At 66.2% G+C, this 26762-nt stretch carries 23 protein-coding genes; 13 read left to right on the top strand and 10 right to left on the bottom strand.

Annotated features, from left to right (window positions below):
* Positions 1-100: 100 nt before the first annotated feature.
* The 4 genes from K3725_RS00745 to K3725_RS00760 are packed head-to-tail and all read right to left on the bottom strand — an operon-like array spanning position 101 to position 6849.
* Positions 101-2143, bottom strand: coding sequence for a hypothetical protein (locus K3725_RS00745; RefSeq protein ID WP_260016996.1), 2043 nt, complete (start codon positions 2141-2143; stop codon positions 101-103).
* A 10-nt stretch (positions 2144-2153) separates the two neighbouring features.
* Positions 2154-4955 (bottom strand): DUF4159 domain-containing protein, encoded by a 2802-nt coding sequence (locus tag K3725_RS00750; RefSeq protein WP_260016997.1) that lies wholly within the window; start codon positions 4953-4955, stop codon positions 2154-2156.
* Positions 4952-5845, bottom strand: coding sequence for a DUF58 domain-containing protein (locus K3725_RS00755; RefSeq protein ID WP_260016998.1), 894 nt, complete (start codon positions 5843-5845; stop codon positions 4952-4954). The genes K3725_RS00750 and K3725_RS00755 overlap by 4 nt, the downstream gene beginning before the upstream one ends.
* A complete protein-coding gene (locus tag K3725_RS00760; protein ID WP_260016999.1) occupies positions 5842-6849 on the bottom strand; it encodes a MoxR family ATPase in 1008 nt (335 codons plus the stop codon). Before K3725_RS00760 ends, K3725_RS00755 begins: the two co-directional genes overlap by 4 nt.
* Before the next feature lie 64 nt (positions 6850-6913).
* Between K3725_RS00760 and K3725_RS00765 the strand changes: the two genes are divergently transcribed.
* Complete coding sequence (locus tag K3725_RS00765) at positions 6914-7498, top strand: DUF1285 domain-containing protein (RefSeq protein WP_260017000.1); 585 nt, start codon at positions 6914-6916, stop codon at positions 7496-7498.
* Between the two features lie 3 nt (positions 7499-7501).
* On the opposite strand, the gene K3725_RS00770 is transcribed toward K3725_RS00765, so the two are convergent.
* Complete coding sequence (locus K3725_RS00770; protein ID WP_260017001.1) at positions 7502-7756, bottom strand: cupin; 255 nt, start codon at positions 7754-7756, stop codon at positions 7502-7504.
* A gap of 13 nt (positions 7757-7769) precedes the next feature.
* On the opposite strand from K3725_RS00770, the gene K3725_RS00775 reads away from it, so the two are divergent.
* The 4 genes from K3725_RS00775 (at position 7770) to K3725_RS00790 (ending at position 9459) form a co-directional block, all read left to right on the top strand.
* Entirely contained in the window at positions 7770-7952 is a 183-nt protein-coding gene (locus tag K3725_RS00775) for a hypothetical protein (protein WP_260017002.1), read from the top strand.
* Positions 7953-8029: 77 nt separating this feature from the next.
* Positions 8030-8782 carry a hydroxypyruvate isomerase family protein gene (locus tag K3725_RS00780; protein ID WP_260017003.1) on the top strand — a complete coding sequence of 251 codons (753 nt, stop codon included), beginning with the start codon at positions 8030-8032 and terminating at the stop codon, positions 8780-8782.
* A gap of 113 nt (positions 8783-8895) precedes the next feature.
* Positions 8896-9132, top strand: a complete 237-nt coding sequence (locus tag K3725_RS00785) for a DUF2798 domain-containing protein (RefSeq protein ID WP_260017004.1) — start codon at positions 8896-8898, stop codon at positions 9130-9132.
* A 90-nt stretch (positions 9133-9222) separates the two neighbouring features.
* Positions 9223-9459, top strand: coding sequence for a DUF2798 domain-containing protein (locus K3725_RS00790; protein ID WP_260017005.1), 237 nt, complete (start codon positions 9223-9225; stop codon positions 9457-9459).
* 340 nt (positions 9460-9799) lie between these two features.
* Here the strand turns inward: K3725_RS00790 and polA are convergent, their stop codons facing one another.
* The 3 genes from polA to K3725_RS00805 all read right to left on the bottom strand — a co-directional run bounded on the left by polA (position 9800) and on the right by K3725_RS00805 (position 13538).
* On the bottom strand, positions 9800-12607 hold the full coding sequence (gene polA, locus K3725_RS00795) for a DNA polymerase I (protein WP_260017006.1): 2808 nt from the start codon (positions 12605-12607) through the stop codon (positions 9800-9802).
* Positions 12608-12826: 219 nt separating this feature from the next.
* Positions 12827-13312, bottom strand: a complete 486-nt coding sequence (locus K3725_RS00800; protein ID WP_260017007.1) for a flavodoxin family protein — start codon at positions 13310-13312, stop codon at positions 12827-12829.
* 43 nt (positions 13313-13355) lie between these two features.
* Positions 13356-13538, bottom strand: a complete 183-nt coding sequence (locus K3725_RS00805) for a zinc-finger domain-containing protein (RefSeq protein ID WP_260017008.1) — start codon at positions 13536-13538, stop codon at positions 13356-13358.
* Positions 13539-13609: 71 nt separating this feature from the next.
* Between K3725_RS00805 and K3725_RS00810 the strand changes: the two genes are divergently transcribed.
* Positions 13610-14539 (top strand): ABC transporter ATP-binding protein, encoded by a 930-nt coding sequence (locus K3725_RS00810; protein WP_260017009.1) that lies wholly within the window; start codon positions 13610-13612, stop codon positions 14537-14539.
* 36 nt (positions 14540-14575) lie between these two features.
* Here K3725_RS00810 and K3725_RS00815 read toward each other — a convergent pair whose 3' ends face one another.
* Complete coding sequence (locus K3725_RS00815; protein ID WP_260017010.1) at positions 14576-14827, bottom strand: hypothetical protein; 252 nt, start codon at positions 14825-14827, stop codon at positions 14576-14578.
* A 25-nt stretch (positions 14828-14852) separates the two neighbouring features.
* On the opposite strand from K3725_RS00815, the gene K3725_RS00820 reads away from it, so the two are divergent.
* Positions 14853-16499, top strand: a complete 1647-nt coding sequence (locus K3725_RS00820; RefSeq protein ID WP_260017011.1) for a helix-turn-helix transcriptional regulator — start codon at positions 14853-14855, stop codon at positions 16497-16499.
* A gap of 56 nt (positions 16500-16555) precedes the next feature.
* Here K3725_RS00820 and K3725_RS00825 read toward each other — a convergent pair whose 3' ends face one another.
* Positions 16556-17020 carry a DUF1203 domain-containing protein gene (locus K3725_RS00825; protein WP_260017012.1) on the bottom strand — a complete coding sequence of 155 codons (465 nt, stop codon included), beginning with the start codon at positions 17018-17020 and terminating at the stop codon, positions 16556-16558.
* A 233-nt stretch (positions 17021-17253) separates the two neighbouring features.
* Here K3725_RS00825 and K3725_RS00830 point away from each other — a divergent pair, with 233 nt between their 5' ends.
* The 6 genes from K3725_RS00830 (at position 17254) to K3725_RS00855 (ending at position 26750) form a co-directional block, all read left to right on the top strand.
* Positions 17254-20181: an error-prone DNA polymerase gene (locus tag K3725_RS00830; RefSeq protein WP_260017013.1), complete on the top strand. Its 2928-nt coding sequence runs from the start codon at positions 17254-17256 to the stop codon at positions 20179-20181.
* A 147-nt stretch (positions 20182-20328) separates the two neighbouring features.
* Positions 20329-21846: a 2,3-bisphosphoglycerate-independent phosphoglycerate mutase gene (gene gpmI, locus K3725_RS00835; protein WP_260017014.1), complete on the top strand. Its 1518-nt coding sequence runs from the start codon at positions 20329-20331 to the stop codon at positions 21844-21846.
* Positions 21843-22976 (top strand): murein hydrolase activator EnvC, encoded by a 1134-nt coding sequence (locus K3725_RS00840; protein ID WP_260017015.1) that lies wholly within the window; start codon positions 21843-21845, stop codon positions 22974-22976. The genes gpmI and K3725_RS00840 overlap by 4 nt, the downstream gene beginning before the upstream one ends.
* A gap of 7 nt (positions 22977-22983) precedes the next feature.
* Positions 22984-24318, top strand: coding sequence for a S41 family peptidase (locus tag K3725_RS00845; RefSeq protein WP_260017016.1), 1335 nt, complete (start codon positions 22984-22986; stop codon positions 24316-24318).
* Between the two features lie 627 nt (positions 24319-24945).
* On the top strand, positions 24946-26010 hold the full coding sequence (locus tag K3725_RS00850; protein ID WP_260018545.1) for a bifunctional transcriptional activator/DNA repair enzyme AdaA: 1065 nt from the start codon (positions 24946-24948) through the stop codon (positions 26008-26010).
* On the top strand, positions 26007-26750 hold the full coding sequence (locus K3725_RS00855; RefSeq protein ID WP_260017017.1) for an isocitrate lyase/phosphoenolpyruvate mutase family protein: 744 nt from the start codon (positions 26007-26009) through the stop codon (positions 26748-26750). Before K3725_RS00850 ends, K3725_RS00855 begins: the two co-directional genes overlap by 4 nt.
* Positions 26751-26762: the final 12 nt, after the last annotated feature.

Raw genomic sequence — 26762 nt, forward strand, 5'->3', positions numbered from 1 at the left:
GCGACCCGCGCCGCGCCTTCGGCGCGGCGCTTGGCCCAACCAGAACGGATTCCGGCAGGAAGCCGGATAGGGGCGGGAGCGCCCCGTCTGCAGGAGCCCCCTACCGCCGCCCCTCGCGCAGCCAGCCTGCAAGGATGAAGAAGGACGCCAGCAGCAGGGCCAGCCAGCCCGGCAGCAGCGGGCCTTGGCTGACCGAAAGCGTCTCATAGGCCTCCCGCGGGGTCAGGCCGATCCAGCCGCGCCCCGATGCGGGCCGCCCGGGCCGCACGCTGCGCAAGGACGGCATCCCGTCCTCCAGCCGCAAGACACCGCCGCGCAATGGCTCCAGCACCGGCGCCAGCACAGATCCTGTGGCAATGGTTTCCTCGAACTCCCGGGGCGACGCAGGCCCAAGCCCGACGACCGTGCTCTCCTCGCCTTCTTCCAGCCGGTACAGACCCGGCTCCGGCCCCTCATAGCGGGTTTCCCACTGGCCCGGCGCGGTTTGGCGCAGCTCCAGCGCCACGGCGGAGCCATCGGGCGCGGTCACCGTCACCGGCCCGACCCGGCCCGCCAGCGTGCGGCGCAGGATGCGCATCCGCTGGCCGCTCACCTCGGCCCACAGCGCCTCTTCCTCCAGCTCCGGCTCCTTCATCATCCAATGCGCAAGGCGGCGCAGCAGTTCCAGCTGCGGGCCGCCGCCCTCATAGCCGCGGCTCCACAGCCAGGCGTGATCCGATGCCAGCAAGGCCACCCGGCCCTCGCCCACCCGGTTCAGCACCAGCAAAGGCCGTTCGCCTGCGCCGCTCATCAGCACATGGCCCTCCGGCGCCAGCAGCTCGATCTGGCGCAGCCAGCGGCCCCAGTCCGCCGCGCCCTCAAGGCCCGATGTGACAGGGTGCTGCTTGCCCAGACCGGTGACTTCCGGGCGGTAGGCCTCCTCCAGCACCCGGGCCGACGGTTCTGCCGGCAGGATCAGCGACAAGGGTGAGCGGTAGATGCTGTCGGCGCTGGCGAAATCGGGGCCGGCCGCCACCAGCACCGCGCCGCCGTTCATCGCGTAGTTGGCGACATTGTCCAGATAGACGGCCGGCAGGATGCCGCGCCGCTTGTAGCGGTCAAAGATGATCAGGTCGAAATCCTCGATCTTTTCCAGGAACAGCTCGCGGGTCGGGAAGGCGATCAGCGACAGCTCCTCCACCGGCACCCCGTCCTGTTTCTCCGGCGGGCGCAGGATGGTGAAATGCACCAGATCCACCGCGCTGTCGGACTTCAGCAGATTGCGCCAGGTGCGCCCGCCCGCGTGCGGCTCGCCGGAAACCAGCAAGACCCGCAGCCGGTCGCGCACCCCGTTGATCTGCACCAGCGCGGCGTTGTTGCGCGCGGTCAGTTCGCCCGGCTCTTCCGGCACCGAGAATTGGATCACGTTGCGCCCGCCATGCTTCAGCACCATCGGCAGCTCGAAATCCACGCCCACGGGCAGGGCAAAGCGCTGCGGCGGCCCGCCCGCAACCGAGACATCTATGTCGGCAAAGCCGCCGCGCACCGGCACCGCGCCCTGATCCTCGATCCTGATCGTCAGCTTCACCGGCTCGCCGATGATGGCAAAGCCGGGGGCATTCTTCACGATCAGGCGCCGGTCCCAGTCATCCGCGCGCCCGGTCAGCAGCAGATGCATCGGTGCGGGCAGGTTCACCGGCTGCTCCGCGTCATGCACCTGGCCGTCACTCAGCGCGATGATCCCCGCCACCCGCGCCCGCGGCTCATCCGCCAGCGCCTGGGCGATGGCCGCCATCAGCCGCGTGCCCGCGTCGCCGTCGCCGTCCGGCACGGTGACCCAGCGCACATCGGTGCCGGGCCGGTCCGCCAGCGCCGCCTTCAGCTGGCTGCGCGCCCGCGCCAGCTGCTCCGGGCGGTCCCGCAGCTGCTGGCTGGCGGTCTGGTCCTCTGCCACGATGACGATGTCGCTCAGCGGTACGCGGTCCTCGCTCTGATGCACCGGGCCTGACAACGCAGCCAGCAGCACCAGCGCCGCCAGCGCCCGCAAGGCCCAGCCCGCGAGCCCCTTCCACACCCCAAGCAGCAGGGCGGCCAGAGTGACAGCCCCCGCGGCCCAGATCACCGGCCAGGGCACCAGCGGGTCGAACAGGATCGTCTGTGTCATCGCAGCACTCCTATTGCCCCAGCCGGTCCAGCAGGGCCGGCACATGCACCTGGTCGGATTTGTAGTTGCCGGTCAGCACATGCATCACCAGGTTGACGCCGAACCGGAACGCCAGCTCCCGCTGCCGTTCGCCGGCATAGCCGCGCCCGACCGGCAGCAAGGGCCGCCCATTGTCATCCACCGCCCAGGCCGCGGCCCAGTCGTTGCCGCCGATCACCACCGGCGTCACCCCGTCATTCAGATTGCGGAAGGGGATGCCTTCGGCCTGTTCCGCATCCGGCGGCGCCGCCTCGACCCAGACCGGGCCGCGCCCGTGGCGGCCGGGAAAGGCCTGCAGCAGGTAGAAGGCACGGGTCAGCACATGGTCCTCCGGCACCACCTCCAGCGGCGGAATGTCCAGCGGCAGCGCAATCTGCTGCAGCCGCCGCGCTGCCGGGCTGGTCGCGCCCGAGGCCGCCAGATCCGCATCGCGGGTGTCAAACAGGATCATTCCGCCCGACCGCAGATAGGTGTTGAGTTTGGCATAGGCCTCAGACGAGGGCAGCGGCTGGCCGCGGGTGATGGGCCAGTAGAGCAGCGGATAAAACGCCAGTTCATCGCGCTCCAGATCGACAGCTGCCGGCGCGGCGGGTTCGACCGAGGTGCGGAAGAACAGCGTGTCCGTCAGCCCGCGCAGCCCCGCCGCTGCGACCCGGTCCACCTGCGCGTCGCCGGTCAGCACATGCGCCAGCACCAGTTCCGAGGCAATGGCCGCCGCCCGCAAATCCTCCTGCGTCTGTGCTTGCGAGGGCGCGGCGGTGTCCTGCGCCCTCAGCTCCTGCGCCGGAACCAGCGCCGCCAGACCCACCGCTGCCGCCAGTGCCGCGGTGCGGGCGCGGCCCAGCAGGCCGGAGACCGCCAGCGTGCCCAGCACATCCAGCGCCAGCAGCCCCAGCGCCAGCGTCAGCAGCGTGCCGCCCAGCGGCAGCTCCTGCGGCGCGCCATAGCCGCTGACCGCAACCGAGGGCGGCCAGCGCGCGGCCATCAGCTCATCGCCCGGGCGCAGCACATTGCGTGCCAGCATCCGCGGCCCGCCGTCATAGACGCCGGGCCGCAGCTCTGGCCCTGCGGGTGCCGTCACCAGATCCGGGCCGGACACTCCGGGCAGCGTCTCCGCCGCCTCCAGGCGGCCGAAACCGTCCAGCACCTCCACCGGCGTCCAGGTGGTGCCCTCCAGATCCTCCGCTTTGGGCTGTGCGGCGGAGGAGGAGACCGCCAGCCGCTCCAGCATCGACACGAACAGGCCCGACAGCGGCAAGCTGCTCCACTCCGCATTGGCGGTCACGTGAAACAGCACCACCTGGCCCTGGCCCAGCGTCTTGCGTGTGACCAGGGGGGTGCCGTCCGCCAGCTCTGCAATCACCCGCTCTGCCAGCTCGGGGTCCGGCTGCGCCACAACTTGGGAACTGATTGAGACCTCGCCCGGCACCTCCAGCCCGTAGAAAGGCGAGGCCTCGCCAAAGGGAGCCAGCGTCTTCGGCTCGCCCCAGCTCATGGCGCCGCCGATGCTGCGGCCGCCAATGCGCAGGCGCACCGGCATCAGCGGTTCTTCACTGCTGCGCGCGGTATCGCTGGCCGCCAGCCGCGGTCCGGCAAAGCGCAGGAGCAGGCCGCCGTTTTCCACCCATTCGATCACAGCCTCTTCCTGCGCCGGTGCCAGCCGCGCCACGTCGGCCAGCACGATCACATCCGGATTGGCAGGCAGCAGATCCCGCAGCGCGCCTTCCAGCAGTTCGGCTGAGGGCGCCAGCGCCTGGCGCAGGTAATGCAGCGGCGACAAGAGGGCGAGGCCCTCATCGGCGCTTTGCGAGGAGACCAGCGCCACCTCCCGCCGCCGCAGGCTGTCGTCCGTCAGCGCCACCGCACCCGCCGATGTCACGCCGCTGATTTCAAACCGCGACAGCCGCGCGCGCAACTCCGCAGGCAGCGACAGTTCGGCAGTGGCTTCCCGCGCCCCATCGGCAAACCGCAGCGGCAGCGAGGCCAGGCTGCGCTCGGTGCCGCCCGGATCCTTGCCCTGCGCCACCACGGAGACCTCCTGCGCAGGCCCGGCGCGGCTGCGCTGCACTGTCAGCTCAATCGCGCTGCCGGTATAGGTTGCGGGCATCAGGCCCAGCACTGGCAAGGGCTGCTCAAAAACTTCAATCTCGCCGCGCTGCCCCAGCGCCTCGATCAGCCCGTCGCGGCCCGGATAATCCAGCCCGTCGCTGAACCACACGGTGTCAAACCCGCCCTCGGCGGCGCCAATCGCCTGCAAGGCCTGCGCCAGCTGCTCCGGCCCCGGCTGCCAGGGCAGCGGCGCCAGCCCGGCCAGTTGCCGCTGCCAGTCGCTGGCGGCGCGGAACTGCAACGCGTCCGGTGCGCTCAGGCGCAAGACTGCCACCGGACGCCCGGCACGCCCGGCCTCGTCCAGCTGCACCGCGGCCCGGACGCTGGTCTGTTTCCAGCCCGCCGCGCCGCCCCAGCTGGCGTCCATCACAATCAGCAGCGGCCCGTTGCCGCCCGCATCCTCGGTTGCGGGGTTCAGCACCGGCCCCGCCAGCCCGATGATCGCCGCCGCCACCGCCAGCAGCCGCAGCAGCAGCAGCCACCACGGCGTGCGGTCCGACAGGCTCTCGTCATCCTTCAGCCCCAACAGCAGCGTCACCGCCGGGAACGGCTGGCGTTTCGGCGCGGGCGGGATGGCGCGCAGCAAGAGCCACAGCACCGGCAGGGCCAGCAGGCCCAGCAGCAGCCAGGGCGCGGTAAAGCCGATGCCTGCAATCATGGTCATGGTGCGGTCCGCTCCAGTGCGTGGTAAAGCCACATCAGCGCCGCCTGCGCCGCGTCGCCCGTGTGATGCTGCCCGAACCGCCAGCCGGCCTCGCGGCACAGCCGCTCCAAGGCGTCCCGCCGCTCCGCCAGCCGGTCCAGATAGCGCTCCTGCAGGGCAGAGGCTTTCAGTGTTTCATGTGTGACACCGCCCGCGATGCTCTGAAACAGCGTGCGGCCGGAGAAAGGAAAAGCCTCCTCCGCCGGGTCCAGCACCTGCAAGAGCACGCCACGCACCCCGCGCGCGGCGGCTTTGGACAGGGCCTGTTCGACCGGTTCATAAGGCCCCAGGAAATCCGAGATGAACAAGGCGCGCGCATGCGGTATAAGCGCCCGGTGGCCGGGCGGGGCGTAATCTTCAGCGTCATCCGCCGACAGCGCTTCCGCCAGCCGCAGGATCTGCACATTACCGCGCCGCGGCGGCAGGGTGCCGCCCGTCAGGCCCACGCGTTCGCCGCCCTGCACCATCAGCACTGCAGCGGCGAGGCCCAAGAGCCGCGCGCGCTCTGTCTTCTGCGGCAGCTTGGGCGCGGAGGCAAAGCGCATCGAGGCGCCGGTATCCACCCACAGATGCACCGTCTGGGCAATCTGCCACTCCCGCTCGCGCACGTACTGCACATCGCCCATGGCGGAACGGCGGTGATCGATCATCCGGCGGCTGTCGCCGGCCTGCGCCGGGCGGTACTGCCAGAAATCATCCCCCGTGCCGGCCCGGCGGCGGCCATGCTCGCCCATCAGGACAGAGCCTGCCAGATGCCGTGCCTGCACCAGGAGCGGCGGCAGGGCGCTGGCCTCGGCCTCCGCCCGGTGCCGCAATCCGGTTGCAGCGTCAGAGGCCGCAGGCCTGGTCACGCGGCGGCCCCGGTCCGGGCCAGTTCGCTCGCGGTTTCCTCAATCAGCGCCGCCAGGCTTTCCCCCCGTGCGCGCGCGGCAAAGTTCAGCTGCATCCGGTGGCTGAGGACCGGTTTCGCCATGTCCAGCACGTCCTCGGCGTTGGGCGCCAGCCGCCCCTGCAGCAGCGCCCGCGCCCGTACCGCCAGCATCAGCGCCTGCGCCGCCCGCGGACCCGGCCCCCAGGCGACGGTCTGCGCCACATGGTCCGACACGCCCAGCTCATCCGGGCGGAAGGCGCGCACCAGGTCCAGGATCATCTCGACAACCGATTCCCCCACCGGCATCCGCCGCAGCAGGGTCTGCGCCGCGATCAGCTCTCCCGCCGTGAACACCTGGAAGGCCTCGTCCTCCTCAACGCCGGTGGTCGCCAGCAGGATATCCCGCTCGGTCGCGCGGTCCGGGTAATTCACGTCGATCTGCAGCAGGAACCGGTCCAGCTGCGCCTCCGGCAGCGGATAGGTGCCCTCCTGCTCGATCGGGTTCTGGGTTGCCAGCACATGGAACGGCGCCCCCAGGGACCGGTCCTCGCCCGCCACCGTCACCACCCGCTCCTGCATCGCCTGCAGCAGCGCCGACTGGGTCCTCGGGCTCGCCCGGTTGATCTCATCCGCCATCAGGAGCTGGCAGAACACCGGCCCCGGCACAAACCGGAACGACCGGTGCCCGTCGGCGGCGGTGTCCAGCACCTCGGAGCCCAGAATGTCGGCGGGCATCAGATCGGGTGTGAACTGGATCCGGTTGCCATCCAGCCCCATCACCGTGCTCAGCGTCTCCACCAGCCGGGTCTTGCCCAGCCCCGGCAGGCCGATCAGCAGCCCGTGGCCGCCGCAGAGCAGCACCGAGAGCGTGAGGTCCACCACCCGCTCCTGTCCGATAAAGCGCCTGGTGATCGACGCGCGCGCCTGTTGCAGCTTGGCTTCCAGCGCTTCGATACCCCCCAGCAGATCGTCCGTTTCAGGCATGACATTCCTCGTTTCCCGGATATATGCTGTTACTCTATCGTGCTGACAGGAAATGGCAAAAGCAATGAGCGGACAAAAACCCGTGACCCCCGATGCCGAGGGCCTCGCCGCGGCGGCAAAAGCAGCCGGCAAAGGCAAGGGGTTGCCGCCCGTCCACCTGTGGAACCCGCCGTTCTGCGGCGATCTGGACATCCGCATTGCCCGCGACGGTGCTTGGTACTACCTCGGCACGCCGTTTACCCGGTTCGAACTGGTCAAGCTGTTTGCCTCCATCCTCAAGCTGGAGGACGGCAAGTATTACCTTGTGACTCCAGTCGAAAAGGTCGGCATCACGGTTGAGGACGCGCCCTTTGTGGCGGTGGATTTCGATGTGGCCGGGCAGGGGCGCGATCAGGTCATTACCTTCACCACCAGCATCGGCGACAGTGCCGCGGCCGGGCCGGAGCATATGATCCGGGCAGAACGCGACCCGGAAAGCGGCGAACCATCCCCTTATGTCATGATCCGCGCGGGCCTTGAGGCGCTGATCGACCGCAAGAGCTTCTACCGGCTGGCGGACCTGGGCGCGCACCATGACGGCTGGTTCGGCGTCTGGTCCGGCGGCACGTTCTTCCGGCTGATTCCCTCCGCTGAGCTGGGTGGGGACTGAACCCTAGGTGGAGGGAGCTTTCTCCAAAAGCTCAGTTTCGACAAAGGCACAGGCAAAGTCATTGCCGTTGATTACGTCGTGTTCGACTCCGGCCTGACGGAAGTAGGGCACCCCGTGCTGCATCACCGCTTCAGTACGCGACCCGTCGGGATGCGCAATCTCCAGAATGCCGTCAAACAGAGGCACCACGACATAGTCGAACTCGTGCCGGTGCCAGCCGGTATTGTCGCCTCGCTTGGCAAAACGCCACTCGGTCACGCGGACCCGGCTATTGTCAATTCTGCTGACCGGCTTGGCGGTTCCCTTCGCATCGCACATGGTGGCCTCCTCTGATGCGGCCAGCCTAGGGCAGCTTCAGGCCAAGGCGTTATCTCCAGTTGCCCGCGCCGATGCTGCCAGTTTCCAGCAGCCGGACGGCAATAAAACAGCCCGCCTCAGGTTAACGAAAGTTTAACATGAAAATTCTGCTCTTTTGACGCCTTGGCTGCCCCGCCGCGCAGCGCTAGACCATCAGGCAACAAGGAGAATCCTATGCCCCGCTTCGCGGCCAATATCTCGCTGCTGTTTGCTGAGCTGCCCTATCTCGACCGCTTCCAGGCCGCCGCCGCGGCAGGGTTTGAGGCGGTGGAGATCCTGTTTCCCTATGAAATCGCCGCCAAGGAAACCCAGCGCGCGCTGATGGCCAACGGGCTGCGGCTTTTGCTGATCAATGCGCCGCCGCCCAATTACACCGGCGGCATGCCCGGCTATGCGGCGGTGCCCGAAGGCACCGACCGCTTCCAGCGCGACATCCGCCGGGTGCTGCGCTACGCCGAGGCGCTGAAGGCGGGCAAGATCCATGTGATGGCGGGCTATGCCAAGGGCGATGCGGCGCAGCAGACATTCATCGAAAACCTGCAATGGGCCGCCGACCGCGCGCCGGAGCAGCAGTTCACCATCGAACCGCTGAACAGCGGCGACCAGCCCGGCTATTTCCTCGACGACTACAATCTCGCGGTGGAGGTTCTGGATGCGGTGGACCGCCCCAACGTCGGCCTGCAATACGACGCCTACCATGCGCAGATGATCCACGGCGACGCGCTCAAAGTGTGGGAGACCTTCGGCCCCCGCGCCGTGCATGTGCAGATCGGCGCCGCCCCGGGCCGCTGCGAGCCGGGCACCGGCCCGGTGGATTTCCAGGAGCTGTTCGAAGCCATCGACGAAAGCGGCTACGGCGGCTGGGTCAGCGCCGAATACACCCCCACGACCCGGCGCACCGAGGACAGCCTGGGCTGGATGCGCTGACCGCCCTTCCAGCCCGCCCGCGCAGATATCTGTGCAGCGGCGCAGATTGTCCCGCAGTCAAGGCTCCGCATATCCGAGGCAGCACCCCATGCCCTGCCGTCACGGAGACCGCCATGATCCCCGCCCGCTATGCCCCGCTTCTGTCCGGTTTCCTGATGTCGCTGATGATGTCCTCAATCGTATCCGGCATCTCGGCCTTGCGGGTTGCCGGCGCGGATCAGGGTTTTGCCGCCGCCTGGCTGGCCGCCTGGGCCTTCAGCTGGCCGGTGGCCTTCCCGGTTGTGCTGGTGGTGGCACCGCTGGTGCGCCGCATCGTGGCTATCGCCATCCGCCCGCCGGATGCGGCATGATGGCTCCGGCAGGCCGGAATACATATTCGTGAATTGAAATGTGTGATCCGCAACGGCATAAGCTGCCGTAACAGTAAAAGGACCCCGCCCATGCTCCCCGCCCGTTTTGCCCCGGTTCTGTTCAGCCTGATCCTGTCTGGTCTGATGTCCTGCATCGTGACCTGTGTGGCGACCTGGAAGGCGCTGAGTTTCTCCGCAGGTTTCGGCGGGGCCTGGATGCAAGCCTGGATGGTCAGCTGGCCGATCGCCTTCGCCGTCGCCTTCACTGCCGCGCCCATGGTGCGCAGGCTGGTGGCGAAACTGGTCAAGCAGCCTGCGGGCAGCTGAAACCGGGCGGTCAAAGGGCAGGGGCTCTCCCGCCCGCTGCAAGCTGCATCAAAGATGCAGGAGCAGCCGTTGGGCGTGGCGCCGCTGGCGCGGCGCGGATTGTGCCGCACACTCGCCTCACCGGGTCAAGGGAGGCGCAGCCTCCGCGCGTCCCGCGCGGCTTGCCCTTGACGCGGCCGGCCCTGAAAACAATCGCAAACGCCCCTCAAGGGCAGACCTGCCCTTAGGGGCTTCTCAGCAAAAATCCTTTCGCGCCGCGCCAGCGGCGCCATGCCCAACGGGATGAGATCATCAGATCGAGGCCGGGCGGGAGTGCCCCGCCGGCTTCTCGGGTCGGCTCTTAGTGCGCTTCGGCCCAGTTCGAGCCGCGGCCTGCGTCCACCACCAGCTTCACGTCCAGATGCACAGCCGGATCGGCGGCGTTTTCCATTACCTGGCGCGCAGTCTCGATGGTCTCCTCCACCGCCGCTTCCGGCACCTCAAACAGCAGTTCGTCGTGCACCTGCAGCAGCATCCGCGCAGGCAGATGAGCAATCGCCTCCGGCATCCGGATCATTGCCCGGCGGATCACGTCTGCTGCGGTGCCCTGGATCGGCGCATTGATCGCCGCGCGTTTGGCAAAACCCGCCTTCGGCCCCTTGGCGTTGATCTCCGCGGTGTGGATCTTGCGCCCGAACAGGGTCTGGACGTAGCCATGCTCCTTGGCGAATTCCACCGTCGAGTCCATGTATTTGCGGATGCCTGGGAAGCGGTCGAAATAGCGGTCGATGAACCCCTGCGCATCCTTGCGCGGAATGCGCAGGTTCCGCGCCAGGCCAAAGCCCGAGATGCCGTAGATCACACCAAAGTTGATCGCCTTGGCCTGACGGCGGATTTCCGGCGTCATCTCCTCCAGCGGCACCTCGAACATCTCGGAGGCGGTCATCGCGTGAATATCAACCCCTTCCGCAAAAGCCTGTTTCAGCGCGTCAATACCCGCCATATGCGCCAGAATCCGCAACTCGATCTGGCTGTAGTCGAGCGACAGGAGCACATTGCCCTCTTCCGCCACAAACGCCTCGCGGATGCGGCGGCCTTCTTCGGTGCGCACCGGGATGTTCTGCAGGTTCGGATCGGTGGAGGCCATGCGCCCGGTGCTGGCCCCGGTCTGGGCATAGGATGTATGCACCCGGCCTGTGTCGGGATTGATGTGGTCCTGCAGCGCGTCCGTATAGGTCGATTTCAGCTTCGACAGCTGGCGCCAGTCCAGCACCCGCCTAGCTAGATCGTGCTCGGTTGCCAGATCTTCCAGAATGTCGGCGCCGGTGGAGTATTTCCCGTTTTTACCGCGCTTGCCGCCTTCCAATCCCATCTTGTCGAACAGGATCTCGCCCAGCTGAGCAGGCGAGCCGACGTTGAATGTCTCCCCTGCCAGCTCGTGAATCTCCGCCTCCAGCCCTGCCATCTTCTGGGCAAAGGCGTTGGACATGCGCGAGAGCGTGTCGCGGTCCACCTTGATGCCGTTGCGCTCCATGTCCGCCAGTACCGGCACCAGCGGGCGTTCCAGCGTTTCATAGACCGTGGTCACGCGCTCCTGATGCAGCTGCGGTTTGAAAGTCTGCCACAGGCGCAGGGTGATGTCGGCGTCCTCCGCTGCATAAGGCACCGCATCCTCGATCGGCACCCGGTCAAAGGTGATCGCCGATTTGCCAGAGCCCAACAGCGGCTTGATTGGGATCGGCGTGTGATCCAGATAGCGTTCGGACAGCGCGTCCATGCCATGCCCGTGCATGCCTGCATGCAGCGCATAGGACATCAGCATGGTGTCATCAATCGGCGCCACATCCACCCCGTAGCGGTGCAGGATCTTGGCGTCATATTTCATGTTCTGGCCGATCTTGAGGATCGCCGGGTCTTCCAGAACCGGTTTCAGCATCGCCACCGCCTCTTCCAGCGGCATCTGCCCTTCGGACAGCCCTTCGCCGCCGAACAGATCATCACTCCCAGCCTTATGCGCCAAGGGGATGTAGCAGGCCTCGCCGGCCTCCACACACAGCGAGATGCCGACCAGATCCACCACCATCTCATCCAGGCCGGTGGTCTCGGTATCTACCGCCACCCAGCCGCGCTCGCGGATGCGGCCGATCCAGGCCTGAAGCGCCGCGGCATCGCGGACGCATTCGTATTTTTCCTTGTCGAACGGCACCGCTTCCGGCGCCGCCGCACTGGACGCTGCCGCTGCGGCGGGGGCTTCCGGAATGGCCGGCGCCTCCATGCCCAGCTGATCCGCCATGCGTTTCGACAGCGTGCGGAACTCCATCTCAGACAGGAACGTTAGCAGGGTTTCCGCATCCGGCTCCTTCACCTCCAGATCGTCCAGGGTGAAATCCAGCTCCATATTGCAGTCCAGCTGCACCAGCTTCTTGCTGAGCTCGATCTGGTCCCGCTTCTCGATCAGGGTCTGGCGGCGCTTGGGCTGCTTGATCTCCTCCGCCCGGTCCAAGAGCTCCTCCAGCGAGCCGAATTCGTTGATCAGCAGCGCCGCAGTCTTGATGCCGATGCCCGGCGCGCCCGGCACGTTGTCGACGCTGTCGCCGGCCAGCGCCTGCACATCCACCACCCGATCAGGACCAACGCCGAACTTCTCCACCACGCCGTCGCTATCGATGCGCTTGTTCTTCATCGCGTCCAGCATCTCGACACCGCCGCCGACCAGCTGCATCAGGTCCTTGTCCGAGGAGATGATGGTCACCCGCCCGCCCGCATCACGGGCCTGATGTGCCAGCGTTGCGATGATGTCGTCGGCCTCGAAGCCCTCGATCTCCTTGCAGGCGATGTTGAAGGCGCGGGTCGCCTCACGGGTCAGCGGGAACTGCGGCACCAGATCCTCCGGCGCAGGCGGACGGTTGGCCTTGTACAAATCGTACATCTCATTGCGGAACGACTTGCCGGAATAGTCGAAAATCACCGCCACATGGGTCGGCGCATCCGGGCCCTTGTTGTCCTCCACCTGCTTGAACAGCATGTTGCAGAACCCCGCCACGGCTCCAATCGGCAGCCCATCGGACTTGCGCGTCAAGGGCGGCAGCGCGTGATAGGCGCGGAAGATGAAGGCCGAGCCGTCGATCAGATGCAGATGGCAGCCCTTGCCGAAGTGTGTTCCGCTCATGTGCGCCGCGCTCCCTGGAAAATCCGTTCGTGTTCTGTTTCCCGGTTATCGGTGATCCGGGAGGGAAGGGCAATTGGTGTTTGGGGCGGACGCGGGTCCATGCCGGCTGGCACGGGTTGCAAGCCCGGGCCGCGCCCGGCGGACGGTAATTTTATGGAAAGGGCGGTGCCGCCGGGCGGTACAATTTTTCGAGCAATGCGTGCAGGGGCGCGCTACAACTCAAAACACCCCCATCGCCAGCCCCGCGCCCAGTGCCAGCCCCAGCTCGCGGCAGGCCTCCAGCTGTTCCTCCGGGATCACCTTCTCGGCCAGAATGGCCTCGGGTGTCTGAGCATGCGTGCAGATAATCAGCGGCTTCTGTACCTCTTTCAGACGCCAGCCGGTGGCAATCCGCGCGCATTGCCGGGCCGCGTTCTCCCCGTCGGAGCCGGCGCAGACCATCTGCGCATAAGGCCGCCCCTCTATTTGGCCCAGCACCGGATAATAGCAGCGGTCAAAGAATTCCTTCATCTGGCCGGACAGTGCCGCCAGGTTCTCCGGCGCGCAGAAGAGGTAGCCATCCGCCGCCAGCAGATCCTGCGGCATGGTGTCTTCGGCCCGCTTCAGAACCGTCCGGGTCTCACCGCGCGCAGCTTCCGCCGCCGCCTCCGCCATCCGGCGGCTGCCGCCGGTCCGTGAGTGATAAACGATCAGGAGCTTTGTCATAGGCAGCAGCCTAAGCGGTCAACGAGCAGGCAGGAAGCCCGGATCACTCCGCCGCCTTGGCCGCGTCCTCATAGACGTATTTGCAGTCGCAATAGGGGCATTCGACCCAGCCCTGCTCCTCCGGGATCTGCAGATAGACCCGCGGATGCCCCAGCGCGCCCTCGCTGCCGTCGCAGGCCACCTTGCGGCTGTTCACGATCCTGGTTTCCGGCGCTTCGGTGCTCATGGCTGGCAGTCCTTTCACTTTTCGGCTAGGCGCTTTTATGAGCCAAGGAAAAACCGGGGGCAAGTGCGGCGATGAGTGCGGACGCAATCCAGATCAAAGCTTTGCGGAAAATCTACAAGGGCCACAAAGGCCAGCCGGAGAAACACGCGCTCAAGGGCGTTGACCTGACGGTGCCGCGCGGTTCTGTGTTCGGCCTGCTCGGCCCCAACGGCGCGGGCAAATCCACCCTGATCAACATCCTCGCAGGCCTGGTGCGCAAGACCTCCGGCTCGGTTTCGATCTGGGGCTTTGACCAGGACGCAAACCCGCGCCAGGCCCGTGCCGCCATCGGGGTGATGCCGCAGGAACTGAACCTGGATCCGTTCTTCACCCCGCGCGGCGCGCTGGAGGTGCAGGCTGGTCTTTACGGCGTGCCCAAGCACGAGCGCCACAGCGACGAGATTCTGAGGATGATCGGGCTGGAGGACAAGGCAGAGGCCTATGCCCGGACCCTGAGCGGCGGCATGCGGCGGCGGCTTTTGCTGGGCAAGGCGCTGGTCCACCGTCCCAGCGTGCTGGTGCTGGACGAACCCACCGCGGGCGTCGACATCGAACTGCGCCAGATGCTGTGGGAGAACATCCGCAGACTGAACGCCCAAGGCATGACCATCATCCTCACCACCCATTATCTGGAGGAAGCCGAGGAGATGTGCGACGAGATCGCCATCATCAACCAGGGCGAGGTGGTGGCGCGCGACAGCAAGTCCAGCCTCCTGGGACGGCTCGACGCCAAGACCATGGTGGTGCAGCCCGCGGTGCCGGTTACGGTGCTGCCGCAGGGCGACGGCATCGAGGCCGAACTGCGCGAAGACGGCGCCGTCTGCTTGCGTTACCGCAGCCAGGCCACCAGCGCCGAGGACGTGCTGGCCGCGGTCCACGCCGCCGGCATTTCGATCCGCGACGTCAAGACTGAGGAAGCCGATCTGGAAGATGTGTTCCTGTCGCTGACCAAGGCGGGGTGAGGGGCGGGCCGCCCCTTCTTAGCCTCATCCACAGATTTAAGCAAAGGCCAGCGCCACATAGAGGAGTGCAGAAAGCCCCGCGATCCAGCGCGGTGGAAAATCAAGCATTGCCAGCACGCAGATCAGCGCAAAGGCCAGGTTCAGGTTTTGCGCGGTGAAACACCACGCAAGGAAGGGTTGCAGTTGCCACAACATAGGGTAATCTCCATTAAGTTGCGGCGGGCCCGCCTTGGTTAAGACGTTGTCGACACTGAAAATATCGTGGATTTTGACTTCTGTTTCAGTCACACAGAGTTTCCGTTGATAGCGAAGAGTGGCCCCCGGTTTCCTGAAGTTGCCCAAAGTTTCCCCCGATGATCTCAAAGCCTTTGGCCTGGCCGTCAAAAGGCACCGGACCCTGCGTGGCTGGACGCTGGACCAGCTGGGCGCAGAGTTTGATCCGCCTGTCGGCAAATCTTTCATCTCCAAGGTTGAAAAGGGAAAGAAGGAGGCCCTGAGCGCGCGCACAGTGGGCCGGTTCATCAACGCGCTGGGCTTGGATGCCGATTGGATTGACCGCTTCCTTGATGTGGAGGACAGCGCGGACAGCGATGAAACCGAAACGGAGCAGGAAGCCGACCGGCTGATGAAAGCGGTCGCGCACGATCCCTCGATTCCGCAGGGCAGTGAAGACCTGCTGATCTTGCTCGCCAACCAGCATGCACAGGGGAGTTACACCGACCGGATCACCGCTTTTGTCGGCCTGCGCGAAGCCTTGCGGGCTGCGGAACGGATCCGTGAGCGGGGTGAAATGCCTGCGGGCAATGCGGACTCACAGTTCAACGCCGTCATGAAAGAGGTGGCGCAGCTCAACGCCCATGGCGAAGTTGATGCCGCCGACGCGCTGCTTGAAGCCGAAGAAAAGCGCATGCTTCAGCTCCACAAGGCAGAACGCGACCGCATGGAGCAGCAGGCGCAGCTGCTGCTGGAGCGGCGCCTGGACCAGGACCGGCTTCGGGATGATCCGGCTGCTGCGGCGGACAGGTTGATCCGTGATCTGCACCGGCGCGCGCCTGCCGGGGGAATAGTCAAGTCGACCGATGACACGTTGCACGAATGGTGTAGGAACGGAGAGCGCCAGGGCGATCCGTTTGATCTGAGGGTCGCATTGGTTCTTGCAAATCGGAATTTCAAACGCGCAAAAGGCTGGCAAAAGGGCATAGCACTAAATTCTCTTGGAATCTGTAGAGAATCAATTGGGCGCCGCCGAGCCGGTTTGGAGATGTTGCAGTCTGCGGAGCAAGCTTATCGTGCTGCTTTGAAATTCATGGACAAGAAGCGTGACCGAGGAAACTGGTCTGCGACACTTGGCAATCTAGGCAGTGTACTGGCAGTTATTGGAAGGCGTAGAGAGGATCCTGTTACACACCGGGAAGCAATTGCCTGTCACCTCAAAGTCCTTGATATGAGCTCAAAGGATAACAAAGTCGAAGACTGGGCAACCGCACAAAGGAATCTTGGTAGCGCGCTTTCTGGTCTCGGGGCGTTGGAGCAGGACGCGGACGGATGCTGGGCAGCAATGGAGGCTTATCAGGCTGCATTGCCGGTATTCACTTCGAAGATGACGCTAGAACAGCGGGCGCGAATAACTGTAAGCATTGCCATTTGCTACCGGCATCTGGCTCGAATTTTGGGAGATCATGTGTTTTTTGATCAAGCTGAGGATGCCTATGGCAAGGCGCTACAGATCCTCAAACCTGACACGGCTCCCTATGACTGGGCCAACACAGTGGGCGGTCTTGGCGAACTTGCCCTGGACCGGTTTGCAGTCGATCCTGACCCAAACCTGCTGGATGAAGCTGAAGCGCGTCTGATGGAGGCAAAATCAATCATGTCCAAGTCAGATGAAGTTCTGAATGACCGGATTGACGACCTGCTCTCCAAGATCGCCGGAGCCCGCTGCGGGCTTGGCGGCACCTAAGCTTTTGAATGGGGCTGGGGCGGAGCGCTTCAGTTTTTCACGCCCGCCCCCAGCCCTCACCCCCGGTCGATCCGCGCCTGATAGCAGTTGTTGCGCGACGACCGGATGTGGATGTAGTCCACCCGTTCATCGGCAAAAATCGCCTCCGCCCGTGCCATCATCTCCGCCTGCGGAATGACAATGCCGGTGCCGTAAACGATGCGGTGCCCGGTGCTGTAGCCCTTGATCAGATAGTCCGGCGCGTTCTCCAGCACCTCCGGCACCTCTGTCCCTTCATGGCGTTCGCAAGGGTCCGCGCACAGGAATATGGGTCCGGTCTCGGCATAGGGCTGCGCCTCGGGGAAGGGGCGGTGGGCGAGGATCAGCATCTCCTGGCCTTCGGGGATGTATTGCAGGCAGTGGCGGCAGGGGTTGCCGCCGCCGTCCGACACCGTGCGCTCCGGCATCTGGCCATGGGCGTCGGGACCGCCATTCTGCAGGGCGCGGACGGTGTCAGTGGGCAGGGCGGTGATCTTGGTCATGGGGTTTCTCCTTTGCTGCCAGCACCCTGCCCGAACCATGCGGCGGCAATCGACCCGGATCCTGCGCATCCCGCAGCCGGGCCATGCGGCGCCTGAAGCAAGGCTCTCCCGCCCGCCGTGCAGGCATTGAAATGCCCTGCGGCGGTTGGGCGCGGCGCCGCGCTGGCGCGCGGCGCGGCACCGCAGTCCAGCAGGACTCCACATGAGAACAAAACGGGAATATCATGTGGATCATGTTTGCCGAATTCGCCTGTCTCTCGAACTTCACCTTCCTCACCGGGGCCTCCCACCCGGAGGAGTATGCGGCGCGCGCGCTGACGCTGGGCTTGGGTGCCTTTGCCATTGCGGACGAAAACTCGGTGGCGGGCATCGTGCGCGCCCATGCGGAGTGCCGCGATATCGCCCGCCGGGTGGCAGAGCGGCAGGCCTGGGACCGGCAGAACACCCCGATCGGCCCGCCGCGGCCCGCGGGTATTGCGCAGCCCGCCTCCTTCCCGGTTTATGAAACCGTGCGGCTGATCCCGGCCGCAAAGCTGATCTTCACCGATGCGCCGGACGTCATTGCCCTGCCGGTGACCCGCGCGGGCTGGGGCAGCCTGACCCGGCTGCTCTCAACCGGGCGGCTCAGGGCGGAAAAGGGCAGCTGCACCCTGCATCTCTCGGACCTCCTGGACTTTGCGGAGGGCCTGCACCTGCTCCTGCTGCCGCAGGCGCAGCATCTGCCCGGCGGCGCGGATGGATGGGTGCCGCATATGGATGGGCTGACGCGCCGCTTTGGCTCCCGCATGCACCTGATGATGGCGCCTGCTTATGACGGCGGCGACCGGGCGCGCTTTGCCCGGCTGGCGGACCTCGCCGCCCGTCTGAACCTGCTGCCCCTGGCCAGCGCCGCCCCCAGAATGCACCACGGCAGCCGCCGCCGCCTGGGCGACGTGCTGAGTGCCATCCGGCTGCGCTGCAAGGTGGAGGAGCTGGGCCGCGCCGCCATGGCCAACGCGGAGCAGCGCCTGCGGTCAGAGGCCGAGATGCGCCGCCTGTTCCGGGGGCATGAGGCCGCGGTGGACAATGCCGCCCTTCTGGCAGCGCAGCTGACCTTCTCGCTGGATGAGCTGCGTTATGATTACCCGGACGAGGGCCGCGAAAGCGAAACCCCGCCCCAGCGCCTGCGGCGGCTGGCGGAGGAGGGGCTCCGCTGGCGCTACCCGGGCGGCGCGCCGGACAAGGTGCGCGGCCTGCTGGAGCATGAACTCGCCCTGATCGCCAAGCTGAAATACGACCCCTATTTCCTCACCGTGCGCGACATCGTCGCCTTTGCCCGCTCCCGCGGGATCCTCTGCCAGGGGCGCGGCTCGGCGGCGAATTCGGTGGTCTGCTACTGTCTGGGCGTCACCTCCGTCAGCCCGGAACTGGGCACCATGGTGTTCGAGCGTTTCGTCTCCGAGGCCCGCGACGAGCCGCCCGACATCGACGTCGATTTCGAACACGAGCGGCGCGAGGAGGTGATCCAGTGGATCTATGAACGCTACGGCCGTGAGCGCGCAGGGCTCTGCGCCACGGTGATCCACTACCGCGGCAAACGCGCCATCCGCGAGGTGGGCCGCGCCATGGGACTGACCGAGGATACCATCTCTGCCATGTCCTCGCAGCTCTGGGGGTTCTTCAGCAGCAAGGGGGTAGAGGCCGAGCGGATGCGCGAGATCGGGCTGGACCCCGCGAGCCGCCGCCTGCAGCTGACCCTGCAGCTGGTGGAGCAGATCATCGGCTTCCCGCGCCACCTCAGCCAGCATGTGGGCGGCTTCATCATCACCCAGGGGCGCTTGGACGAACTGGTGCCCATTGAAAACGCCACCATGGAGGGGCGCACGGTCATCTGCTGGGACAAGGACGACATCGACACGCTGGGCATCCTCAAGGTCGATGTGCTGTCGCTGGGCATGCTCACTTGCATCCGCAAGGCGTTTGATCTGATGCGCCAGCACCACCAGCTGGACTACAGCCTGGCCACCCTGCCGCCCGAGGACCCGGCGGTCTACAACATGCTGTGCCGCGCCGACAGCATCGGGGTGTTTCAGGTCGAAAGCCGGGCGCAGATGAACTTTCTGCCCCGGATGCGGCCGCGCCATTTCTATGATCTGGTGATCGAGGTCGCCATCGTCCGCCCCGGCCCGATCCAGGGCGACATGGTGCACCCCTATATCCGCCGCAGGAACAAGGAGGAGCCGGTGCATTTCCCATCGGATGCGCTGGGCGAGGTCTTGGGCAAGACCCTCGGCGTGCCGCTGTTTCAGGAGCAGGCGATGCAGATCGCCATCGTCGGCGCCGGCTTCACCCCGGAGCAGGCCGACCGGCTGCGGCGGTCTTTGGCGACCTTCAAGAAGCATGGCAATGTCAGCGAATTCCGCAGCCTGTTCCTGCGCGGCATGGCCAGGAACGGCTATGATCAGGAGTTCTCCGAACGCTGCTTTTCCCAGATCGAGGGCTTCGGCTCCTACGGGTTTCCGGAAAGCCATGCGGCGAGTTTCGCGCTGCTGGTCTATGCCTCGGCCTGGATCAAGTGCCACCATCCGGGCATCTTTGCCTGCGCGCTGCTGAACTCCCAGCCGATGGGATTTTACGCGCCCGCACAGATCGTCCGCGACGCCCGCGAGCACGGAGTCGATGTGCGCCCGGTCTGCATCAACAACTCCTACTGGGACAACGTGATGGAGCCGGACGGCCACGGCGGGCTGGCGCTGCGGCTGGGGTTCCGGCAGGTGAAGGGCCTGCGCGATGAGGACGCCGCTTGGCTCACGGCCGCCCGTGGCAACGGCTACCATGAGGTCGAGGACATCTGGCGCAAGGCCGGTATCGCGCCGCCGGTGATCGAGCGGCTGGCCGAGGCGGATGCCTTTGCCGCCCTTGGCCTGAACCGGCGCGAGGCCTTGTGGGCCGCCAAGGCGATCACCGCCCGCAAACCGCTGCCGCTGTTTGCCCGCGAGCTGGAGGGCGAGGGGATCTATGAGCCGGACGCCGACCTGCCGAAGATGGGCTTGGGCGAGGAGGTGGTGGAGGATTATGTCGCTATGCGCCTGTCCCTGCGGGCGCATCCGGTAGCGCTGATCCGGCATTTGCTGACGCCGCAGGACAGGGGCGGCGGCGCGCAGGGCGGGCCGGGCGATTGAGTATTTCGGGAAAGATGAAGCGGCATTGCCCGGGTGCCGCGCCGTGATAACGCCAACTGTGGCAGGAAAGCCGGTTCACCCCGGCGCGGCAAGGCGCTAGAAGGCTTGCGAACATTGCCCAACCTTGCCCTGCCCCGGAGCTGACCCATGACCGCACCCAAACCCGTTGTCCTGTGCATTCTTGATGGCTGGGGCAGCGGCGAGCCCGGCAAGGCGAATGCGCCGTATCTGGCGCAGACCCCAACTTTTGATGCGATCATGGCCAAGGGGCCGAGCGCCCGGCTGATCACCCACGGGCCGGATGTGGGGCTGCCGACCGGGCAGATGGGCAACTCCGAGGTGGGCCACACCAACATCGGCGCGGGCCGGGTGGTGGCGATGGACCTGGGCCAGATCGACCTGGCGATCGAGGATGGCAGCTTCTTTGAAAACGAAGCGCTGCAGGCGTTTATTGCGCAGCTGAAGGAAAGCGGCGGTGCGGCGCATCTGATGGGGCTGGTCTCTGACGGCGGCGTGCACGGCCATATCAACCACATCCTGGCGGCGGTGAAGGCCATTCATGAGGCCGGCGTGCCGGTCTGGCTGCATGCGATCACTGACGGGCGCGACGTGGCGCCGAAATCGGCCTTCCGCCACTTCCGGCGGCTGGAGGAGAAACTGCCCGAAGGCGTGCGGATTGCCACTGTCACCGGGCGCTATTTCGCAATGGACCGCGACAACCGCTGGGGCCGCGTGGCTGAGGCCTATGATGCGATGATCCACGCCAAGGGGCGGCCGGGGCTGAATGCCCATGGCGCCGTGGACCATGCCTACAACCAGTCAGAAACCGATGAGTTCATCGCCGCCACCGTGCTGCAGGGCTTTGAGGGGGTGAAGGACGGCGACGGGTTCTTCTGTCTCAACTTCCGCGCCGACCGGGCGCGGGAGATCCTGCGCGCCATTGGTGAGCCGGGTTTTGAAGAATTCGACACCGGCGTGCGGCCCAGGCTGGCGGGCCTTCTGGGCATGGTGGAGTACTCCGATGCCCACAATGATTATATGTCTACCGCCTACCCGAAGGCGGCGATTGTCAACACGCTGGGCGCCTGGGTCGCCAAGCACGGCAAGACCCAGTTCCGCCTGGCCGAAACCGAGAAATACCCGCATGTGACCTTCTTCCTCAACGGCGGCAAGGAAGAGCCGGAGGAGGGCGAGGACCGCTTTATGCCGAAGTCGCCGAATGTGGCGACCTATGATTTGCAGCCGGAGATGTCGGCGCCGGAGGTGACGGAGAAATTCGTCGAGGCGATCGAGGCGGGCTATGATCTCATCGTGACCAACTACGCCAATCCCGACATGGTCGGCCACACCGGCGATCTGAAGGCGGCGATCCGCGCCTGCGAGGCGGTGGACCAGGGGCTGGCCAAGGTGGTTCAGGCGCTGGAGAAGGCGGGCGGCGCGATGATCGTCACCGCCGACCACGGCAACTGCGAGATGATGGTGGACCCGGAAACCGGCGGCGCGCACACCGCCCATACGCTCAATCTGGTGCCGGTGGCGCTGGTCGGCGGGCCCGAAGGCGCGCGCCTGCGCGATGGCCGCCTGGCCGATCTAGCGCCGACCATTCTGGAGCTGATGGGGCTGGAGAAGCCGGCGGAGATGACCGGGGAGAGCCTGCTGTCATGATCCGGCGTGCGGGCCTGATGCTGCTGGCCCTGCTGGCCGCGCCGCTGCAGACCGCAGCGGACCCGGCGGATGCTGCGCGGGATGCGGCGCAGCAGCTGGAAGCGGCCTCGGTTCAGCTGCAGGATGCCGGCAGTTCCCGCGACCGGGTGAAGGCGCTGACCTCTACCGTGCAGGCCTATGAGGCGGGGCTGGCGGCGATGCGCGAGGGCCTGCGCCGGGTGGCGCGGCGCGAAGGGCAGCTGAGCGCCCAGCTGGCAGCGCGGCAGGAGGAGGTCTCGGGTCTGCTGGGGATCATCCAGACCATTGAGACCTCGCCGCCGCCGGTGCTGATGGTGCATCCGTCCGGGCCGCTGGGCGCGGCGCGCTCGGCGATGATGCTGGCAGAGGTGACGCCGGCGCTGCAGGCGCGGGCTGAGATGCTGAAGGCGGATCTGGACGAGGTGCAGTCCTTGCGCCTGCTGCAGCAGAACGCCGCCAGGACGCTGGAGGAGGGGCTGGCGGGCGTGCAAAGCGCGCGGGTGCAGCTGTCCACTGCCATCGCCGACCGCACCACTTTGCCGAAACGCTTCACCGAGGACCCGGTGCGCACCGCCATCCTGATCTCCTCGACCGAGACACTGTCGGGCTTTGCCGACGGGCTGGCCGAGATTGCCGGCGGGGAAATCTCCGCCAGCGAGGGGGACATCAGCGGTTTGCGCGGCGCGCTGCCGCTGCCGGTCGAAGGGCTGCTGCTGCGCGGTTACGGCGAGCGCGATGCCGCGGGCATTGCCCGGCCCGGCTGGCTGATTGCCGCCCGCCCGCGGGCGCTGGTGACATCGCCCACCGCGGCCACCATCCGTTACCGCGGGCCGCTCTTGGACCTGGGCAACGTGGTGATTCTGGAGCCGCAGCCGGAAACGCTGTTTGTGCTGTCGGGCCTGGCTGAGGTCTTTGGCGAGGCGGGGCAGGTGATCCCCGAGGGCACGCCGGTCGGATTGATGAGCGGAGAAAACCCGAAACCGGACGCAATTCTGTCAACAAGCGGTGAAGGGGGTGGAACTGACCGGACAGAAACGCTCTATATAGAAGTGAGAATGGACAACAGCCCGGTGGACCCCGAAACGTGGTTCCGCACTGGAAAAGGTGGATGAAGGCTTGATGAAGAAATTTGCGATGGCCGCCGTTGGCGGCACGCTGGCAGGGATCGTGGCGACAACCTATGTGGCGGGCCCCTTGCTGGCGCAGGAAGGCGTGCGCGAGGCAAACGTCTATGAGCAGCTGGACCTGTTCGGCGACATCTTCGAGCGCATCCGTGCGCAATATGTCGAGGAGGTCGACGAGAAGGAGCTGATCGAGGCGGCGATCAGCGGCATGCTGGCCTCGCTGGATCCGCATTCCAGCTATCTGTCGCCGGATGACGCGGCCAGCATGCGGGTGCAGACCCGCGGCGAGTTCGGCGGCCTGGGGATCGAGGTCACCCAGGAAGAGGGCTTTGTCAAAGTTGTCTCCCCGATCGACGGCACCCCGGCGGATGAGGCCGGGATGGAAGCCGGCGATTTCATCACCCATGTGGACGGCGAAAGCGTTCTGGGCCTGTCGCTGGACGACGCGGTGGAGCTGATGCGCGGGCCGGTCGGCTCGGAAATCGTGATCACCGTGGTGCGCGAGGGCGAGGCGGAGCCGTTTGATGTCTCGATCATCCGCGACACCATCAAGCTGACCGCGGTGCGTGCCCGCACCGAGGGCGACACCGTGGTGATGCGGATCACCACATTCAACGACCAGACCACGCCGAACCTTGAGGAAAACCTCAAGAAGCAGATCGAGGAAGCCGGCGGCATCGACAACGTCAACGGCATCGTGCTGGACCTGCGCAACAACCCGGGCGGCCTCTTGACCCAGGCGATCAAGGTGGCCGACAGCTTCCTGGAATCCGGTGAGATCGTCTCTACCCGCGGCCGCGACCCGGAAGACGGCGAGCGGTTCAACGCCACCCCCGGCGACCTGGCAGAGGGCAAGCCGATTGTGGTGCTGATCAACGGCGGTTCGGCCTCGGCCTCGGAAATCGTTGCGGGCGCACTGCAGGATCACCGCCGCGCCATCGTGGTGGGCACCAAGTCGTTCGGCAAGGGGTCGGTCCAGACCGTGATGCCGCTGAAGGGCGAGGGTGCGATGCGCCTGACCACCGCGCGCTATTACACGCCGTCGGGCCGCTCGATCCAGGCGCTGGGCGTGTCGCCCGACATCATGGTAGCGCAGCCTCGCCGGACCGCGGAAGCCGAGGAAGATAATGACTCGCCTGCCCGCCGGTCGCGTTCAGAGGCCGACCTGCGCGGCAGCCTGAACAACGACAGCCTGTCCGAGGATGAAATCCGCCAGATCGAGGAAGAGCGCGAGAAGGCCGAGAAAGCCGCGGAACTGCGCGAGCAGGATTACCAGCTGGCCTATGCCATCGACATCCTGAAGGGGATGGTGGCGCTGGGGCCGAAGTAAGCCCGAAGCAGACACGCATCAGGAAGGGGCCGTCCGGTTGGGCGGCCTTTTTCATTTTTGCTGTGCCGCCGGGTTGGGCGGGGGTGGTTGCTGTGCCGTTCATGCGCTGTGTCCCAGTTAAGGGGGCGGCGCCGCCGGGGGGAGGTGGACAGACCCCACGGGGGGCCTGCTCGGACAGGATATCCTGGACGACCCCCTTTTTATCAGGGCCGGTCTCCGGGGTGTCGCGCAGGCAGCTCCACAGATACCTGCGCCTCGTATCATGGCCCATGCGCGGAGCCATGGCGGGGGATCGCGATCTTTTGGGAGTATTGCGGAGGGAAATGAGGATCACGTGAAGAGGGCGTACGGTGGGTACGCAACACCCTGGCGGAAGTGAGCTATCCCGCCCGGAACAAGGCGCGCAGCGCCGCCGGGCGAGCGCCGGCCCGCCCGCACGGGCTGTCGCTTTGGCGGACGTGGTGTTCCATTGAAAACTCGTACGGACGCGGCTGGGATAAACTGCCCAGCACCAGTGTTGCAGCGCCCCCCCGCGGGCAGGCGCCCGCCCGGCTGGATCGCAATGTTTTGAAAATCAACGCCCGATATCCGGCGTACTGGCGCGGCGGGCTGGGCTATGGTCGGCGCATGATGTTTGACCTGCCTGATTCCCGCACGCTCTACCAGGCGCTGCTTGACCGCGACGCTGCCTATGAAGGGCGCGCCTATGTCGGTGTGACCTCCACCGGCATCTTCTGCCGGCTGACCTGCCCGGCGCGCAAGCCGAAGTTTGAGAACTGCCGGTTTTTTGCCACGCCGGGCGCGTGCATCGAGGCGGGCTTCCGCGCCTGCAAGCGCTGCAGGCCGCTGGCTGCCGCCGCGGGCGATGATCCGATGGTGCAGGACCTGCTGGCGCGGCTGGAGGCGCGGCCTGCCTACCGCTGGGGCGAGGATGATCTGCTGCGGCTGGGGCTGGATGCCTCGACCGTGCGGCGCGCCTTCAAGCGGCATTTCGGCATGACCTTTCTGGAGATGGCACGCCAGCGGCGGTTGCGCGAGGGGTTCACGGCGCTGAAGGCCGGGGAGCCGGTGATTGCGGCGCAGATTGATGCCGGTTTCGAAAGCGCCAGCGCCTTCCGTGCGGCCTTTGCCAAGCTGGTTGGGATTGCGCCGGGCGTGTTCCGCAAGGATGCGCTTCTGCTGGCGGATTGGATCGACACGCCGCTGGGCGCGATGATTGCGATCAGCTGTGCCCATCAGCTGCATCTCCTGGAGTTTGCCGACCGCAAGGCGCTGCCCCGCGAGGTGGCCAAGCTGCAGCAACGCCAGCCCGGCGGCCTGGGGTTTGGCCGCCCGGCGCCGACGGAGCAGATTGCGGAGGAGCTGCGCCGGTTCTTTGCAGGCGAAGGCGCGGAGTTCCGGACCCCGCTGGCGCTGCATGGCACCGGGTTCGAGCGCGAGGTCTGGCGCTATCTGCTGACCATCCCGGCAGGCGAGACGCGCAGTTACTCGCAGATCGCGCGCGAACTGGGCCGCGCCTCGGCCACACGCGCAGTTGCACGCGCAAACGGCGCAAATCAGCTGGCGCTGGTGGTGCCTTGCCATAGGGTGATTGCAGCTGACGGCGCGCTGACCGGCTATGGCGGCGGGTTGTGGCGCAAGCAGCGGCTTATTGAGATTGAAACAGGCTACAGACAGAGGATTTCAGCATGACATTTTCCGACCGCGCCAAGGCATTTGCGGCGCTGCACCAGCCGGGCAACCCGATGGTTTTGTACAACATCTGGGATGCAGGCAGTGCCAGGGCGATTGCCGGGGCGGGCGCCAAGGCCCTGGCGACCGGCAGCTTCCCGGTGGCAGCAGCGCAGGGGTTTGCGGATGGCGAACAGGTGCCGCTGGAGTTTGTGCTGGGCAATGCAGAGCGCATCGTGGCCGCCACGGAGCTGCCGGTGACCATCGATTTCGAGGGCGGATACGCCCGCGAACCGGAGCAGCTGACCGCCAATGTGAAACGGCTGGCAGAGACCGGCGCGGTTGGCCTCAACTTTGAGGATCAGGTGGTCGGCGGCGAGGGCTTTTACAGCATCGAGGAGCAGGCGCGGCGGGTGGCCGCGGTGCGGGCAGCCGATGCGGATATCTTTGTGAATGCGCGCACCGATCTGTTTCTGAAGGAAAAAGACGCCGGAAAACACGCCGGGCTGGTCGGCGAAGCGCTGGAGCGCGCGGCGGCCTATGCGGAGGCCGGCGGCAACGGGTTGTTTGTGCCGGGGCTGAGTGATCCTGATCTGATTGCACAGGTCTGCGAGGGCTGCCCCCTGCCGGTCAACACGATGATGCGCGGCATCACGCTGGAGACCGCGCGGCAGGCGGGTGTGGCACGCTGCAGCTATGGCCCGATCCCGCATGCGAAACTGATGCAGGTGCTGGCCGCGCATTTTCAGGCGCTGGAATAAGCCCTGAGGGCC

This window comes from Leisingera sp. S132, assembly GCF_025144465.1.
Lineage (GTDB): Bacteria > Pseudomonadota > Alphaproteobacteria > Rhodobacterales > Rhodobacteraceae > Leisingera.